General features: G+C 66.6%; 15 protein-coding genes. 1 reads left to right on the top strand and 14 read right to left on the bottom strand.

Features of this window, described 5'->3' with window-relative positions; translation table 11 throughout:
• Positions 1-303: 303 nt before the first annotated feature.
• Genes selB through murA form a run of 3 tightly spaced genes read right to left on the bottom strand, consistent with a single transcriptional unit; the run spans position 304 to position 4,567 of the window.
• Positions 304-2,247, bottom strand: coding sequence for a selenocysteine-specific translation elongation factor (gene selB, locus VFQ05_15515; GenBank protein ID HET9328175.1), 1,944 nt, complete (start codon positions 2,245-2,247; stop codon positions 304-306).
• 30 nt (positions 2,248-2,277) lie between these two features.
• A complete protein-coding gene (locus VFQ05_15510; GenBank protein ID HET9328174.1) occupies positions 2,278-3,264 on the bottom strand; it encodes a hypothetical protein in 987 nt (328 codons plus the stop codon).
• A 49-nt stretch (positions 3,265-3,313) separates the two neighbouring features.
• Positions 3,314-4,567, bottom strand: coding sequence for a UDP-N-acetylglucosamine 1-carboxyvinyltransferase (murA, locus tag VFQ05_15505; GenBank protein HET9328173.1), 1,254 nt, complete (start codon positions 4,565-4,567; stop codon positions 3,314-3,316).
• A gap of 238 nt (positions 4,568-4,805) precedes the next feature.
• Between murA and VFQ05_15500 the strand changes: the two genes are divergently transcribed.
• The gene (locus VFQ05_15500; protein HET9328172.1) at positions 4,806-5,738 is read left to right on the top strand and encodes a DUF1684 domain-containing protein; all 933 of its coding nucleotides are present in this window, start codon (positions 4,806-4,808) and stop codon (positions 5,736-5,738) included.
• On the opposite strand, the gene VFQ05_15495 is transcribed toward VFQ05_15500, so the two are convergent.
• The 11 genes from VFQ05_15495 to VFQ05_15445 form a co-directional block, all read right to left on the bottom strand.
• Complete coding sequence (locus VFQ05_15495) at positions 5,739-6,308, bottom strand: hypothetical protein (protein ID HET9328171.1); 570 nt, start codon at positions 6,306-6,308, stop codon at positions 5,739-5,741.
• A gap of 92 nt (positions 6,309-6,400) precedes the next feature.
• Positions 6,401-7,318, bottom strand: a complete 918-nt coding sequence (prmC, locus tag VFQ05_15490; protein ID HET9328170.1) for a peptide chain release factor N(5)-glutamine methyltransferase — start codon at positions 7,316-7,318, stop codon at positions 6,401-6,403.
• A gap of 60 nt (positions 7,319-7,378) precedes the next feature.
• Complete coding sequence (locus tag VFQ05_15485) at positions 7,379-7,651, bottom strand: hypothetical protein (GenBank protein HET9328169.1); 273 nt, start codon at positions 7,649-7,651, stop codon at positions 7,379-7,381.
• A gap of 27 nt (positions 7,652-7,678) precedes the next feature.
• On the bottom strand, positions 7,679-7,903 hold the full coding sequence (locus VFQ05_15480; GenBank protein HET9328168.1) for a hypothetical protein: 225 nt from the start codon (positions 7,901-7,903) through the stop codon (positions 7,679-7,681).
• A 7-nt stretch (positions 7,904-7,910) separates the two neighbouring features.
• Positions 7,911-8,393, bottom strand: a complete 483-nt coding sequence (locus VFQ05_15475) for a hypothetical protein (GenBank protein ID HET9328167.1) — start codon at positions 8,391-8,393, stop codon at positions 7,911-7,913.
• Positions 8,390-9,016 (bottom strand): hypothetical protein, encoded by a 627-nt coding sequence (locus tag VFQ05_15470; protein ID HET9328166.1) that lies wholly within the window; start codon positions 9,014-9,016, stop codon positions 8,390-8,392. Before VFQ05_15470 ends, VFQ05_15475 begins: the two co-directional genes overlap by 4 nt.
• A 140-nt stretch (positions 9,017-9,156) precedes the next feature.
• Entirely contained in the window at positions 9,157-10,242 is a 1,086-nt protein-coding gene (gene prfA, locus VFQ05_15465; GenBank protein ID HET9328165.1) for a peptide chain release factor 1, read from the bottom strand.
• Positions 10,243-10,258: 16 nt separating this feature from the next.
• Entirely contained in the window at positions 10,259-11,149 is an 891-nt protein-coding gene (locus VFQ05_15460) for a DUF1385 domain-containing protein (protein HET9328164.1), read from the bottom strand.
• A gap of 113 nt (positions 11,150-11,262) precedes the next feature.
• Positions 11,263-11,535: a 50S ribosomal protein L31 gene (gene rpmE / locus VFQ05_15455; protein HET9328163.1), complete on the bottom strand. Its 273-nt coding sequence runs from the start codon at positions 11,533-11,535 to the stop codon at positions 11,263-11,265.
• A 13-nt stretch (positions 11,536-11,548) separates the two neighbouring features.
• Positions 11,549-14,155 carry a hypothetical protein gene (locus VFQ05_15450; protein ID HET9328162.1) on the bottom strand — a complete coding sequence of 869 codons (2,607 nt, stop codon included), beginning with the start codon at positions 14,153-14,155 and terminating at the stop codon, positions 11,549-11,551.
• Between the two features lie 143 nt (positions 14,156-14,298).
• Positions 14,299-15,450: hypothetical protein (locus VFQ05_15445; protein ID HET9328161.1), on the bottom strand; the 1,152-nt coding region annotated here is incomplete at its 5' end.

The following is a 15,450-nucleotide window of genomic DNA, read 5'->3' as shown; positions in this document are numbered from 1 at the left end:
CCAAGTGCGGAGCCGTCGATCGGCCACGGCGGATCCATCCGAAGCCAAGCGCGAATCCCCGGCACGTTCCTGCCCACGTGAAGCGCGCGGTCTGGGCACGTGACGGCGGCCGCTGCACGTTCGTGAGCGATTCAGGCCGGCGCTGTTCGGAGCGCAGGTTCCTGGAGTACGACCATGTGGTCGAAGTCGCACGGGGCGGTCAGGCCAGCGTGGGAGGTGTCCGTTTGCTCTGTAGAACACATAACCAGCTCAGTGCCGAACGGACGTTTGGAGTCGAATTCATGCGGGCGAGGCGCGAAGGCCTTACATGAGTCTCGCTCCGGCCTTTCGCTGATCGCCGACACGCACGGTCCAGCCGGATCGGTCGGCATGCTCCAGCAGCGGCACGACGTACTTGCGTGATGCCCCGGTCATGCCTTTGAAGTCGGCGATGTCGAGAATGGGCTTCTTCTTGAAGTGCTCTCGCAGACCCTCGCGCAGCTTCTGCAACTGCTTCGCTGTGTACGTCAGGTCCTGACTCACGCGCACGAGGCGCTCCAGAAAGAGCCCGAGAGCCATGATCTCCGGGGCCTGAGGCCCGAGTGACGACTGCCATTCTTTGTTCTCTGGCACAGAGACACCCATGGACTCCAGCTTCGCTTCGAGTTGCTCGAGTGCCGCAAGCGCGGCGGCGGGAGGTGTCCACGGTGAATCCCCTGGGCGGACGCGATCGGATCGCACGGTGAGGCGCCCTTCAGCCACCAGCGACTCGAACGCGGCGTCGAATAGCGAAGCCTCGAGAACCTTCTTGAGCGCGCTCTTGAGCTCGCCCTTGGGAATACCAAAGCGCGACGGGTAGCGCGTGGCGTACTCCGTGACTTCATGGCGCACCGTGTCGAGCGCAGCCTGCCATCGCTTCATGCCGAGCCAGCGCTCGTCGAGCGCGGCAACGTCTTCATCTCGCAGCAACGACTGGAGCGCTTCGCCCACGGCGGCTTCGGGCTCTCCGAGCCCTCGAGCGAGCGCGGTGGTCGTCACCGGCGCGGCTTCGGCTTCGAGACGCTGGAACACCCGGGCCGCGAGCGACCCGCTCTCTCGCACCGCCAACGCTTCGAGCCCCGCGGCGTGCCTGCGACGCCGTTGAGCCCCCGGTTCGATGACCGTGCCGCCGCCCACCGTGCGAGCGGGTGAGTAGCTGCGAATCACGAAGCGATCCCCTCGCGCCGGCACTGCTTCGCTCTCGAGCCGCAGCTGAGCGAGCGCGCTGGCCCCTGGTTCGAGAGCTTCGCCTTCGAGCAGGATGAGCCGGCCGAGCTGCTCCCCCGCGCCGAGGTGAAAGCGCACGCGCGACTGGGCGGGCCAGCGCCTGGGATAATCGGGCAGCAGCTCGAAGCGCACATCGAGCACTCTCGACGAACCCAGCGAGCCAGGGGCCACCAGCCAGTCTCCGCGGGCGATGTCCTGACGCTCGATCCCGTGGAGCGCGATCGCGGTGCGCTGTCCGGCGCGCGCGGCATCCACCGTGGCGCCGTGCACTTGCACGCGGCGCACCCGGAGCTCGCGGGCGCGCGGGAGCCGCTCGAGCGTATCTCCGGTGCGCACCGTGCCGCGCCACAACGTGCCGGTCACCACGGTGCCGAAGCCTTCGGCGACGAACACGCGATCGACCGGCAGGCGCGCGGGAGCGTCATCGTGCCGTCCGGGCAGCGCGGCCAGCTCGCGGTCGAGCAGCGCCAGCAGCTCGTCCTGTCCGCGACCGTCGGCGGCCGAGAACTCGACGACCGGGGCACCCGCAAGCGGCGTGGGTGCGAGCAGGGCGGTCACGTCGCGCTTCACCATCTCCATCCATTCACGCTCGACCAGATCGGCCTTGGTCAGCACCACGATGGCGCGCGGCACGCCCAGGAGCTGGACGATCGCCAGGTGCTCGCGCGTCTGCGGCATGACGCCTTCATCGGCGGCGATGACGATGAGCACCAGGTCCATGCCGCCGACACCGGCCAGCATGTTCTTGACGAACCGTTCGTGGCCTGGCACGTCGACCAGCCCCACGCGGGCGCCGGCGGGCGTCACCAGCGGGGCGAAGCCCAGATCGATCGAGATGCCGCGGGCCTTCTCTTCGGGCAATCGATCGGTATCGACTCCGGTGAGGCGGCGAACGAGCGCCGTCTTGCCGTGGTCGATGTGGCCGGCGGTCCCGACGATCGCCAGCCCCGTGAACGCCGGCGCCGCGGCGGCGCTCTCCGTCGGGGGATCCAGGCGTCTCATGCCGGCATCATACGACGCCATGCGAGGAGTTCAGACGCGCGCGGGTTCCCTTCGAACTTCGCCGGGAAGCAGGAACAGGGCGGCCGGGAGGATGGCCAGCGCCAGTGGCACCAACAATAGCCGCGTCTCGGACATGACGGCGCCGAACCAGTGCACCAGGAGCCATGCGGGGACGAGCATCCAGAAGAAGCTGCGCAGCCATGCCGGCCATCGACTCCGGGCAGCCAGGGCCATGAACGGCAGGATGCTGAAAGTCCCAACGAGCTGCACCCAGGTGCGCGCCCGGGTCAGGTTGTACATGAAGAGATCGAGCCCCGGCTCGTGGCCATAGGGCACGATCAGCTCCTGCTTCCCATAGCTCAGGCGAAGGCCGATGAACATCACGGCGTAGATCAGGATTCCAGCCGCGGCCATCCGAAGGGCGTGACCTCGGGCTTCGCGGGTCGCGCCCGGCCAGGTGGCCAGAGCCAGCAACGGGATGAAGCCGCTGGTCTCGCGATTGAGCGCGGCCACCGCCGTGAGCGGCAAGAGCCAGCCCAGCCGGCCTCGCACCACCAGCCAGCCGGCGACGAGATAGAACAGGACATCGAAGTAAGTATTGAATTGGAGATCGCTTCCGAAGTTGGAATAGCTCACGCTCCAGCCCAGCAGCGCAAGCCCCATGAACGAAGCGGCGCTCGAGAGATCGAGCGAGCGCCAGTAGCGCCAGGCGACGATGAACATCGCGGTCTCGGCGAGCACTCGGACCGCGATGAACGCGGCGATCAGCGGATCGTGAATGCCGACGGTCGCGAGCGCCTGGTGAAATCCTTCGACGACCCACGCCGAGAACACGCGGTACTGCCAGGGATTGCCGGCGGTGCCCGCCAGCATCGCGAGGTGGCGCGGCACCTGATACTCGAGCACGTAGGCTCGGCCGAGCTCTTTGAGATGAAGGTAGACCGTGAAGACGCTCAGCAACAGAGCGGTGCCGGTGACCCACAGCATCGTGCCCGGCGTTTCGCGACGGCCTTCCATGCGCTCCGGATCATGCGGGCTCGCGCCTCGCCCGGCAAGCGTCTCGAACTCAGTGCTGTATGCGCTCGACGCGCGCTCCGGCCTTGGAGAGCTTCTCGTCGAGGCGCTCGTATCCACGATCGAGGTGATAGATGCGGGAGATGGTGGTCTCGCCCTCGGCCGCGAGAGCGGCCAGCACCAGCGCCGCGCTGGCGCGGATGTCGGTGGCCATGACCGGCGCAGCCTGCAGCCGCTCGACGCCGCGGATCACCGCGGAGTTCCCGTCCAGACGGATGTCCGCGCCCAGCCGGACCAGCTCGGGCACGTGCGTGAAGCGATCGAGATAGACCGTGTCGGTGATCGTGCTGGTGCCTGAGGCGACCGACAGCACCGCCATCATCTGAGCCTGCATGTCGGTGGGGAATCCAGGGAACGGCGACGTGGTGATGTTCGTGGCCTTGATCCGCGCGGGTCCTTTGATCTCGATCCTGCCGTTCTCCGGAAGGACCGTGCATCCCACGTCCTCGAGCGCGTGGATGGCCGCCGCCATGTGCGAAGCGTCGCAGCGCTCGAGCGTCAGCGTGCCCCCGGTGATGGCCGCCGCCGCCATGTAGGTGGCGGCCTCGATCCGGTCGGCAATGATGGCGGTGTCGATCGGCTTGAGCTGCGTGACGCCGTGGATGGTGAGCCGGCGCGTTCCGATCCCTTCGATGCGCGCGCCACAGGCGCTCAGGATCTCGGCCAGCGCGGTGATGTCCGGCTCGAGCGCGACGTTGTCGAGCACCGTGGTGCCGGAGGCGAGCACTGCCGCCATCAGCAGATTGCCGGTGGCGCCGACCGAGATCGTCTCGAAGCCGATCGAAGCACCCTTCAGGTGCACGTCCTTGCCGACGATGTAGCCGTGCTCGATCTGCAGATCGGCGCCCAGTGCCTTCATGCCTTCGATGTGGAGATTGACGGGTCGCGGACCCCAGGCACATCCGCCCGGCAACGAGACACGCGCCGCCCCGAATCGGGCCAGCAACGGACCGAGCACATAGATGCTCGCGCGCATGGTGCGCACGAGATCGTAAGGCGCCTCGACCGAGGTGACGCTGGACGTGTCGATCTTGCAGGCGTGCCCGCGGAACTCGACTCGCGCGCCCAGCTGCTCGAGCACGCGCACCATGGTGCGCGTGTCGGCGAGCAGCGGGACGTTTCGTAGCGTGTGCACGCCGGGTGCGAGCAGCGTGGCCGCCATCACCGGCAGCGCGGCGTTCTTCGCTCCGCTGACCTCGATGCGACCTTCGAGCTTCCGACCACCTTCGATGCGCAGCGCGTCCATGATGCGGGGCTCCGATGACTCCGTAGACTCCGCGAGGGGGGTGGCCGGTTCGGTGAGGGGCAACGGCTGCGCGCCCGCGCGGACGTCCATGGGGGCTCCTTCCCTGTCGGCCGCAGGCGGCCGCTCCTATTGATGTTGGATTCGTGAACCGTCTCCGGGATTATCGGCAGCGCGTCCCGGAATTCAACCCGCGAGGATCATGAACATGCAAAGCAACGCCAGGAGGAAGGCCGCTTCGATGGGGTCGCGAACCACGGTGGCGGTCGCCATCGCCGGCTCGTGCCTCGTCCTCTTCACCGCGCCCTCCCCCGCCGCGACCAGCGCGAGCGCGTCCGCGACCCCCGATTCCCTGGTCGCCGCGATCCAGAAGGAGCGCGCCGACACCGAGAAGTGGCTCCAGACCAGCCCCACCTCGTATCTGGCCGCGGTGCGCCGCGTGGACTTCGACGACAAGCAGGAGCTCACGGTGGGCAGCGCGCCGGGAAACGATGTTCGGCTCGAGGACTCCACCGTGGCCGCGCGGCATCTGCGGGTCCGGGTCGTGGGCGACTCGTTCCAGGTCGCCGCCCTGGACGAGAAGGCGACCTTCCAGATCGGCGAGACCCCCAGCCGGCATGCCATGCTGGCGCCTCGCAACATCGGAGTGGGTCGCTACGTGGTTCGCCTGTCTCACCAGCGATATCCGGCGCTGATCGCCTTCGATCCCAGGAGTTCACGGCTTTCCGAGTACAAGGGACTGCAGTACTACCCGGTGGATCTCCGCTACCGCTTCGTGCTCCCGCTCATTCCCAACCCGCGGCCCGACACGGTCGTCATCCAGTCGACCCGGGGGAATTCGAGACGCGCGGTGCGGGCCGGCTGGTTCGACTTCAAGGTCTCTGGCAAGAGCTGCCGGTTGGAGGCCACGCGCCTCCTCGAGCCTGGAGTCGGCGAGAACGACATGGGGATCTTCTTCCGCGACGCCACCACCGGCAAGGAGACGTACGCCGTCGGGCGGTATCTGGATCCCGATCGCCTGCCCGACGGCCGCTACGTGCTCGACTTCAATCGCGCCTATAACCCCGCGTGCGCGTTCTCGGACTACTACAACTGCCCCATCCCGCCCAAGGCGAACGCGCTGAAAGTCGCGATCCGCGCCGGCGAGAAGGACTCACACTACCTGACGCACTGATCAGTCCCCGCCGAGCCGGCGCTTGACCTCGCGAAGCCCGGAGTCCGCGCGCCGCCATTGCGCGGCGGTGTCGGTCTGCTGAGCCCGTGAGGTCTCGGAGAAGGAGTACGAGGCGAAGCCCAGCGCGAGCGCCGTGACGATCCCTGCCCACAGCTCACCGTGGTCGCCCGAGGACGAGAACACCCACGCCACCACGGTCGCCGCCGCGCAGAGGGCGCTGAAATAGGTGGTGACGTGCCACTCCCGGTTGCCGCTGTTTCCCAGCGTGGCCTTCAGCCGGCCGTAGCGATGGAAGTACGAAGGATTGTCGGTCTCGCTCTCGTGATAGATCTCGAGGTAGCCGGCCACCGTGGCCGCCCGCTCACGCCAGTGGCTCATGGCGAGAAATCCGGCCGCCGCCGTCAGCACCACCGAGACCATGAAGCCCGGCGTGTGGTTGCCGATTCCCCACGCCAGGAGCGTGGTCGCCAGAACTCCAGGCGCCAGCCAGGAAAACACCATCAGGCGCTCGGCTTCCCGAGCCTGGTGAAGGAGCGCCGCGTATTCGATCCGTGAACGTTCGTCGTGCATGGGACCTCCGACGCTGGACGGGTGGGCCGGCAGAGCCGGCCAGGGGTCAGGACGTTATCGGCCCGACGAACGTGAGGATTGAGCTTCGACTTTCAGCGATCCTCGCCCCACTGAGCCGGGGCGATGGCCGGGCCGGTCTGACGCCGCGCCAGCAGGATGCGCGGGCGGCCCGCGAGGTCGTCGCGCAGCGCCACGTGCTGCCAGTCGTGCGCGCCTTCGAGCCACGCGCTCACGTCGTGGGCTCTCGACTCGGCGAGCTCGAGGGCCAGGACGCCGCCTCCCACGAGGTGTCGTGGCGCGTCGTCGACGATCGATCGCAGCGCCTCGAGTCCGGTGGGACCCGCGAACAGCGCCGCGGACGGTTCGTGGTCGCGCACGTCGCGCGGCAGGCTCTCCAGCTCCGTGTCCGCGATGTAAGGCGGGTTCGACACCACGACCTCGAAGCGCTCGTCCGCCGGCAAGGCTTCGAACCATTCGCCCTCGAGGAAACGAATGTGGCCTTCAAGGCCGAGCTCGGCGGCATTGCGTTCGGCGACCTCGAGGGCTGCTCTCGACCGATCGGTCGCGGTGAGCCTGGCCTGGGGCCACTCCTTCACGATCGCGAGCGCGATCGCGCCCGATCCGGTGCCGAGGTCGAGCACCCGGGGCGCAGGCCAGCGTGTGCGTTCGGAGCGCAAGGCTTCGAGCACGGTCTCGACCAGAAGCTCGGTCTCGGGGCGCGGAATCAGCACTGCGGGGGTGACGGCGAGATCGAGCTCGCGGAAGGCCGCACGGCCGGTGATGTACTGGATCGGCTCGCCACGGAGGCGGCGATCGATCCAGCCCTGGAGGGCCCTGTGCTCCTCAGCCGAGAGCGGCCTTTCCCGCTGCAGATAGAGGTCCGCGCGACCGAGTTGGAGGAGTCTTCCGATCAGCTCCTCGACCTCGGCCTCCGCCTGCCGATGAGACGTCTCGGCGGATTCGAGGCGCTTCAAAGCCTCGGAAAAGGCGCTGGCGATGGTCCACGACACGGGAAGCAGCATACTTCGAGGACCAAGACCTCGTGGTGCCGACCACCAGCGCCTCAGGATCTATTCCAGCGACAGCAACAAGGCGAAGGCACAAACCGCCACCGTCGGCGCGATGATCCCGACGATGGCCCCGCCGGTCGCGATCGTGCCCCTCACCATGACGCCGCACGCCATGGCTGAAAACGTCCCGAGCTTGCTGGCGTCCGTCTCGCCGTAGTCCGGATAGTCCGTGGACCCGGCAACGTCCTGTGCCATGGCGGTCGGCGTCATCGGGCCGAGCACCGTGAGCAACGCCACCAGCAGCAGCATGATCGACATGATCTTCCTGAGCACCCTCATCTCCTGCTCGGGGGCGCGGACTCACTCGGTCATCAGTAACAGACACCCCGTCACCGCCACGACCACGCCGATGCCGGTTGGCGCTGCAGCGATCCCCATGGCGCACCCCGCGTACTGCAGAAACGTCCGCCACCCTTCCGTCGTCTCGCCTCCCCATTCGTCCTGAGCCGCGACCGGCATGGCGCAGATTCCGAGGGCGAGCATGGCGCACAGCAGAGTCGTCAGTGGCTTCCGATGTCGCTTCATTCGACGCTCACCTCCTTCCTTCGGGGATGGATCGAGCACCATCATCGAGAAGAGCCTCGCTGCCTCGATAACGGCCTTGCGCATCGAAGCGCAGCATCTCCCCGTACACGCGATGACCCCAGCGATTCCGCCAGATCATGTCGCGATCCCACCAGACCTCGTCGACGCCGGCCGGCGCTGGATGCCCGTCCTGCGGACGGCGCGTGTCGACCATCAGGATCGCCAGCACCTCGTCCGGTCCGACCCTCTTGGCCGCGGCCGCGACGTAGCCGCCGCAATGGGGACACGCTGGGTTCACCGGGACCACGCTCCGGGAGCGCGCGGCTGGCTTCGTTCCCGCGCTCGGGAAGACCTGGATCAGCCCCGGTTGACCCCAGCGTGGCTCCTCACGAGGGGCGCTTCGGTCCCGCCACCAAAGCGTTCCGAGTGCGACGAGCGGGACCATGGCGGTCGCCAGGAGAATGCCGGTCGCTCGCGACGAAGGAATCATCCCAGGGCGCTCCGGCCGGCAAAGAGGTCGACGCTCCACCAGATGAGCAGGCGCGTGACGATCCACGCCGGCACGACCACGGCCAAAGCCTCGCCCCATCCGATGCCGACCAGTCGACGCTGGATGGCCGCGGTGGCGACGATCCGCAGCGCCGTGAAGAGGCCGAAGTTGCCGAACGCCGCGGCCAGGCCCGCGTGAAGCGGGTTCGGGTCGAGCGCGGCCACGCCGGCCAGGGGTGCGAGCCAGACCGAGAAGTCGGGGTGACGAAGGGCGAGGCGGCGCACTCCATCCGATAGCAGGTCGATCACCGAGAAGGACACCAGCCAATTGAACAGGGCCCAGAAGGGGATCGAGAGCCGGCGGACACTGCGCCACCACAGCCGATAGCCGGCCGCTTCCAGCAGATTGGCCGCGAAGTGCCCGAGGACTCCGAACCCGACCATCATCGTCTTCACTCGGTCGGATGACGATGCGAGCGCCGCGACATTCGTGGCACGCTCGATCGAGTCCCACCACAGGGAGCCGATGAAGGCCAGCCAGAAAGGGATGACCCAGCGCGGGAAGGGATGCACGCCAGACTTGCTTGCCGGCCGGGCCGAGACGAATGAGTGATGAGTCGTCATTCACGCTCCACGCGGGGCGGCATGATGCAAACGCACGCGGTGTGCCGCGGAGCTTTCAGCGCTCGGGACTGGATGAAGGGGCTGCTCGATGGCGGGTCGTCCTGTCGACCGGGTCGTCCATCTGGCAACGGCATGGACAGCTACGAGCTCTTGCTCGCCTCGGCCCCGGCGGCCGCCAGGCGCTCCGCCATGTCGGCGGCCGCCAGCGCGTCGCTCAGCTCCTGAAGATCACCTTCGACCACGTCCTGGAGACGATAGAGCGTGAGGTTGATGCGGTGATCGGTGACCCGGCCCTGCGGGAAGTTGTAGGTGCGGATCTTGGCGCTGCGGTCTCCGGTCGACACCTGGGAGCGGCGCTGGGCTGCCTGCTTCGCCTGCTGCTCCTGGAGCTTGGCGTCGTAGAGCCGGGCGCGGAGCACCTTCATCGCCTTCGCGCGGTTCTTGATCTGCGAGCGCTCGTCCTGGCAGGTGACCACGAGCCCGGTCGGCAGATGGGTGATGCGGACCGCCGAGTCCGTGGTGTTAACGCCCTGGCCACCCGGGCCGCCCGCGCGATAGACGTCGACTCGAATGTCCTTCTCCTGGATGTCCACATCCACGTCCTCGACTTCCGGCAGCACCGCGACCGTGGCCGCGGAGGTGTGGATGCGGCCTGATGCCTCCGTGTCGGGCACACGCTGCACGCGGTGGACGCCGCTCTCGAACTTCATCTCCCGGTATACGTCGGTGCCGGAGAGCTGGAAGATCATTTCCTTGAAGCCACCGACTTCGCTGGGGCTCGAGCTCAGGACTTCGAGCTTCCAGCCCTTCTGCTCGGCGTGCTTGGTGTACATCCGATAGAGGTCGGACGCGAAAAGCGACGCCTCCGCGCCGCCGGTCCCCGCGCGGATCTCGACGATCACGTTCTTGTCGTCGTCGGGATCGCGAGGCACGAGCAGCTTCTGAAGCTCCTGCTCGAGGCTCGCGAGCTTCGCTTCCAGCTCCGGCATCTCGGCGCGCGCCAGCTCGGCGAGATCGGCGTCGCCTGACGCGATCGCGGCGCGATCGTCCTGCAGCGTACGGTCGACTTTTCGATAGCTCTCCAGCGCGCGAATCGTGGGCTCGAGCTGCGAGCGCTCCTTGGAAAGGTCGCGCAGCTTGCGCGGATCGCTGGCCACGGCTGGATCCGAGAGCAGGCGCGTGAGCTCCGCGAAGCGTTCCTCGACGTTCTTCAACGCGTCCCACATGGCGGCTCCGCGGGCGTTACTGGATGAAGGCGACTTCGGTACGTGCTTCGGCCGGCGCGGCCTCGAGCTTGCGGACGAGTTCGTCCCCGCGCACGCGCTCGAGCGCGGCGATCGCGACCGCGCACATGGTGAGATCGGGCTCCCGGGTGGTCAGCCGCTGAAACTGCATGCCCGGCCAGATCAGCGCGCGCACGAAAGGCCGGTCGGCATACTTGCCCGAAAGCCGGATGAATTCGAACGCCACGCCGACGATCACCGGCATGACCGCGATACGCAACAGGTGATCCCCGATGCCCCGCGGCTTCCCGATGAAGGTGAAGACCACGATGCTCACCACCACCACGAAGAACAGGAACGAGGTGCCGCAGCGCGGGTGGAAGCGCGAGAATGTCTGCACGCTCTCGGGTGTGAGCGGCGCCCGGTTCTCGAGCGCGTGAATGGCTTTGTGCTCGGCGCCGTGGTAGCCGAGCACGCGCGCCATCTCCTTCCATTGGCTGATGAGCAGCAGATAGAGCATGAACGCCATCAGCCGGAAGAAGCCGTCCACCAGCCCGAATCCGACGCGCCCATGGAAGCCGAGCCACTCGGTGATCTTGGCCGGCAAGACGACGAACAGCAGAAGGCCCAGGCCGAAGGCGAACACCATGGTCACGCCCTGGATGAGCGCCTGAACCGGACCGCTGACCGGCGGCTTCCCCTCTTCGTCCTTCGACGCCTCGTCGGCGCTGAACTGAAGCGCGCTCATGCCGAGGTAGAGGGTCTCGAACAGTGAGACCGCGCCGCGAATGAACGGCCAGCCAAGCACCTTGATCTTTCGCGTGATGGAGACGAACGGCTTCTCCATCATTGCCACCGATCCATCGGCGCGCCGCACCGCGACCGCCATGCTCGACGGCGAGCGCATCATGACGCCCTCGATGACGGCCTGGCCTCCGACCGGAAGGAAAGGCAGAAGGGAACCTCCGGAAATGAAAACGGCTCCCGCCCGGCGTGACCGGGCGTGGAGCCGGTTGAGGAGGGCTAGGACTCGGCCGAAGCGGGGGCGGCGTCCTTCTCCGCCTCGGCGGACTCGCCCTTCTTGCCGTACTTCCTGCGGAAACGCTCCACGCGACCCGCCTTGTCGACCAGCTTCTGCTTGCCGGTGTAGAACGGGTGGCAGTTCGAGCAGATGTCCAGATGGACCTTGCCATCCGAAGTGCCGGGCTGGAGGGTGGTCCGGTTCTGCCACTCGGAACCGCAGCCGTAACAGTGGAAGGTGCGCACTTCGTAGACGGGATGAATTCCGGCCTTCATGGGAAGACTCTCCTCACCGGCGGCGTTCCCCGGACCGGCTCACCGACACCCGCTCGGGTGGGATGGCGTCTTGGCCGGGCGCTCCGCCTGATCTGGTGTTCACAAAGCGGCCGCGGAGTATGCCCGACGAGGGAACCTGGGTCAAAACAGGCGCTGGCCCTTGGGAGCCTCGCGCACCCGGCGGCGGCGGCGGAAGCCTGAATATCTCCTGCAGCACGAAGTCCACCAGCCTGATCACCTGCGCGCGCTGGAAGTACCAGAGCGGGAAACCGCTGAATACGACCTGCGGCGACTGCTGGCCGTGATAGTACGTCATCACCGGCAGCTGTCCCGGCATCGTGCCGCCCACCGCCGAGTAGAGAGTGTCGAGCGTCGACTCGTCCTTGAAGACGTTGGGATCGGGATCGACGTCCTCGCGGATGAAATTCGGCGGTGAAGGGTTCGGCGCCACTCGTCCGATGAACTCTGCCGCGTAGTTGGTGAGCACATAGAAGGGGCTGCAGGCCCGCTGCGGCGGCGGCGGATCCGAAGTGCAGGTCCGGGGGCTCAGCACCGCCATGCTGGGCTGCGTGCTATTGGTCAGGATGCTGTAATTGGGCTGCGACAGCGTTCTGTCGATTCCGTGTGCCGACCAGCCTCGCCCGATCGAGGACGTGGAGTTCCAGTCCCCCGGCGACCAGTCGGGCGTGTTGATCAGCGCGTTGCTGGCGGGCGCGATGCCGACCGAAGACTGCCAGTGAGGGAAGTCGTACATGAAGCGGCCCGGGATCAGCTCGAGGTCGCTGTTGGTCCAGTCGTTCGTCGGCGTGTTGGGCTTGGGCCAGTCGACCAGGGTCGCGTACGCCGCGCCTCCGCCGAACATCCACACCTTGCCACCATGCTTGAGGTAGGTGGAGATCGTCGACGGCTGGCCGGGCAGACTCATGAGACGCAACGATGTGATCGGGGCAAACACCTCCATCGGTGACCCCTTGTAAGTCGCGCCGACGTTATCCGTGTACCAGATGACGATCTTGTATTTCCCGAGTTTCGCGAGTGGAACGATGCCCGAAAGGATCCCCCGCGTACCGAGCGTGTCGAACGGGTACCCGTTGAAGACTCCGGGAGAGCTGATCGTCGGAGTGGGAGCCGGGGGACCTTGCGGATTGCCGGGATAGCCCTTCCACGGAAAGCCGCCCTTCGCGAAGAAGAAGGTGTCCAGCTCGGCCGCGGTAGGCCATGGGCCGCTCGGTTGACCGTACGTATTGGTCTGCAAGTTGATGTAGTCCGGCGACAACCGCGCATCGTCGACGATGAGAAGCTCGCGCTCGAAGGTGGCTCGAGCGACGGTGAAGTGGACAATGCCCAGGCTTCGCTGGCCGTTGTTGTCTTCCGCCTCGATGAAGAAGAGATGGTCCGGCGAGGGGTCGACGGAGAAAGGGCCCACCGTGGCGCTCGTGGTATTCAGGCTGTAGGCGCTCCAGTGGTACCAGTCGGTGGTCTCGTTGGTCCGTGGAGTCTGGTCGTCCAGGTCCTGCAGATCGAGCACCCAGCGGAAGCGCCGCATGCTCGCGCCTCCTTGAGGAATGGCGAACCAGAAGATGCTCAATGGCTGGCCCTCGGGGACCTCCACGTTGACGTAGCGGCTCGGGTCATTCGCATAGCCACCGGTCTCGTAGCAGTAGTTGAAGAACTCGTTGCCCATGCAGATCCGCGGCCCGAACGACCCGGCGAACGTCACCGCGAAACGAAGCAAGTTGGAGCTGGTCGAGAAGATCGGGTCATAGGCTCCGGCCTCGTCGAAGCAAGTCACGGCGAAGATGTAGTACTCGTCGGGGACCAGATTCGTGTACACGACCTCCATCGTGTCCGGGCCGGTCGAATCCCATGCCGTGCAAGGCGGGCACTTGTCAGACGGCCCGAAGGTCGGCGCGTACATCCAGCGAAGGAACTCGGGCTGGGAATACACATGGCCGACGAAGTCCTTGTCGTCGGGAAAGTCCGGGTTGTTCTTTCCGAACAAGCGGTAGCGACACTTGACCGGTTTGGCCGTGAACTGGCCATCCGGGTCGATCCCGCTCCATGAGATGCGCACCGTCGGCGTGACGAGGGGGGTGAATATCCCGTTGGGGGACGGCGAATCGATCGACACCATCGGCGCCTGGGTGAACGAGAAGAAGCTCCGCCAGGCGGTTTTCGAGACAGCGCCCTTGTCGTCCACCGCGGCAATCGCGAAGGTATGGAAGTCGGTGGCTTTGAGGAACGCCGATTGCGCCGACTCCGGGGTCGTCGCACGGAAGAAGATGATCTCTTCGTTCTTGTTGGTGGGCGACCAGATCGGCAGGCCCTGGGCGTTCTTCAGACTGAGGTCGACCGTGTCGGGACGCGGCGGATCCACCGTGATCAGGAAGTGATCCACACGCCCGTCGGGGTCGTAGCCCACCCAGTTCATGCGGTAGGCGTAGAAGTACTGGTCGCTCGAGCTGACGGGCGCCTGGGTGAGGCGGACCTCTGGCGGCAGGTTGGATCGGAACAGCGGATCGACCGGCTGCGAACACCCCGCGGCGCCCAGAGCCGAAACCCCGAGGACCGCGATGACCAGAGCGGGGATCGGGCGATCATGCTTCCGACCGGGTTTCATTGGGTAAGCACCCTTCAGACCCGGTCAGGGAATGAATGGCCCAGGCACACGCAGTATGGGCACGCGGCCCGGCGCCGCGTCAATCACAAACAGTCAGGCGCGGCGACGAATCGCTCGCCGCCGCGCCTTTACTTGAACGCCCTCTAACGACGGCGTGACGCCACGGCCGCCCGATTCGCGGCTGGTTCCTTCGTGAGTCCCCAGATGTCCTGCAGCACGAAGTCCACCAGCTTCTGGCCCTGCCGGCGCTGGTAGTACCAGACTGGGAATCCAGAAAACACCACCGGCCCGCTCTCGAACCCGTGGTAGTAGGTCATCACCGGCAGCTGGGCCGGCATGCTCCCGCCGATCGCGCTGTAGAGCGTGTCGAGCGTCGACTCCAGGCGAACCTTGACCGGATGCGGATCCGTGTCCTCCTGCACAAAGTTGGGAGGAGAGGCGAAACCGGCGACGCGTCCGATGTACTCCGCGGGATAGGACGAGACGAGGTAGAACGAGTTGCAGAACCGCTGCGGCGGCGGCGGGTCCGACACACAGGTTCGAGGATTCAGTACCGACATGGCCACGTCGGCGCTGTTCACGAGCGCGCTGTAGTTCGGCTGCGACAGCGTGCGATCCACCCCGTGTCCCGACCAGCCTCGGCCGATCGAGTACGTCGAGCCCCATTCGGGAGGAGCCCAGTCCGGGGTATTGATGAGTGCCTGACGCGCCGGGGCAATTGCGACCGCGGATCTCCAGTGCGAGAAATCGTACATGAATCGCCCCGGAATCAATTCTTGGTCGACGTTGGTCCAGTCACTCGGGGGTGTGTTGCGCCGGCCCCAATTGACCAGGGTCGCATAGGCCGCCCCACCGCCGGACAGCCACAGCTTTCCTCCCTGAGCGACGTAGGCCGCGAGCGTGTTGCTCTGACCCGGTTGGCTCATGAAGCGCAGCGAGGTCGTGGGCGACAGGAGCTCGACCGGGCTGCCGGAGTACGTAGCCCCGACGTCGTCGGTGAACCACATCACCTGCCGGTACTGGCTCAGCAGCGAGAGTGGCACGATGCCACTGGTGTTCCCGCGCGTCCCGACGGTGTCGAAGTCGTAGCCATTCAAGATCCCCGCCGTGCTCAACGTGGGCGTTGGTGCTGGTGGACCCTGCGGGCTGCCGGGGTATCCCTTCCAGGGGAACCCACCGCGCGCGTAGAGGAACGTGTCCAGCTCGGCCGCCGTCGGCCAGGTCCCTCGGGGTGGGTCGTAGTATCCCACGCTCGCGTTGAACTGATCGGGAAAGAGTCGCGTGTCGTCGACCAC

The sequence above is a fragment of the Candidatus Eisenbacteria bacterium genome (assembly GCA_035712145.1).
GTDB lineage: Bacteria > Eisenbacteria > RBG-16-71-46 > RBG-16-71-46 > RBG-16-71-46 > DASTBI01.
This window is presented reverse-complemented; position numbering and strand designations above follow the sequence as displayed.

Bases quoted from the DNA above. Each gene is read 5' to 3' on its own strand.
- prfA (HET9328165.1), bottom strand. From the start codon at position 10,242: ATGTGGGACGCGTTGAAGAACGTCGAGGAACGCTTCGCGGAGCTCACG.
- VFQ05_15495 (HET9328171.1), bottom strand. From the start codon at position 6,308: ATGCACGACGAACGTTCACGGATCGAATACGCGGCGCTCCTTCACCAG.
- VFQ05_15500 (HET9328172.1), top strand. From the start codon at position 4,806: ATGGGGTCGCGAACCACGGTGGCGGTCGCCATCGCCGGCTCGTGCCTC.
- VFQ05_15460 (HET9328164.1), bottom strand. From the start codon at position 11,149: ATGATGCGCTCGCCGTCGAGCATGGCGGTCGCGGTGCGGCGCGCCGAT.
- VFQ05_15450 (HET9328162.1), bottom strand. From the start codon at position 14,155: ATGAAACCCGGTCGGAAGCATGATCGCCCGATCCCCGCTCTGGTCATC.
- selB (HET9328175.1), bottom strand. From the start codon at position 2,247: ATGAGACGCCTGGATCCCCCGACGGAGAGCGCCGCCGCGGCGCCGGCG.
- VFQ05_15480 (HET9328168.1), bottom strand. From the start codon at position 7,903: ATGAAGCGACATCGGAAGCCACTGACGACTCTGCTGTGCGCCATGCTC.
- VFQ05_15470 (HET9328166.1), bottom strand. From the start codon at position 9,016: ATGACGACTCATCACTCATTCGTCTCGGCCCGGCCGGCAAGCAAGTCT.
- murA (HET9328173.1), bottom strand. From the start codon at position 4,567: ATGGACGCGCTGCGCATCGAAGGTGGTCGGAAGCTCGAAGGTCGCATC.
- VFQ05_15475 (HET9328167.1), bottom strand. From the start codon at position 8,393: ATGATTCCTTCGTCGCGAGCGACCGGCATTCTCCTGGCGACCGCCATG.
- VFQ05_15510 (HET9328174.1), bottom strand. From the start codon at position 3,264: ATGGAAGGCCGTCGCGAAACGCCGGGCACGATGCTGTGGGTCACCGGC.
- rpmE (HET9328163.1), bottom strand. From the start codon at position 11,535: ATGAAGGCCGGAATTCATCCCGTCTACGAAGTGCGCACCTTCCACTGT.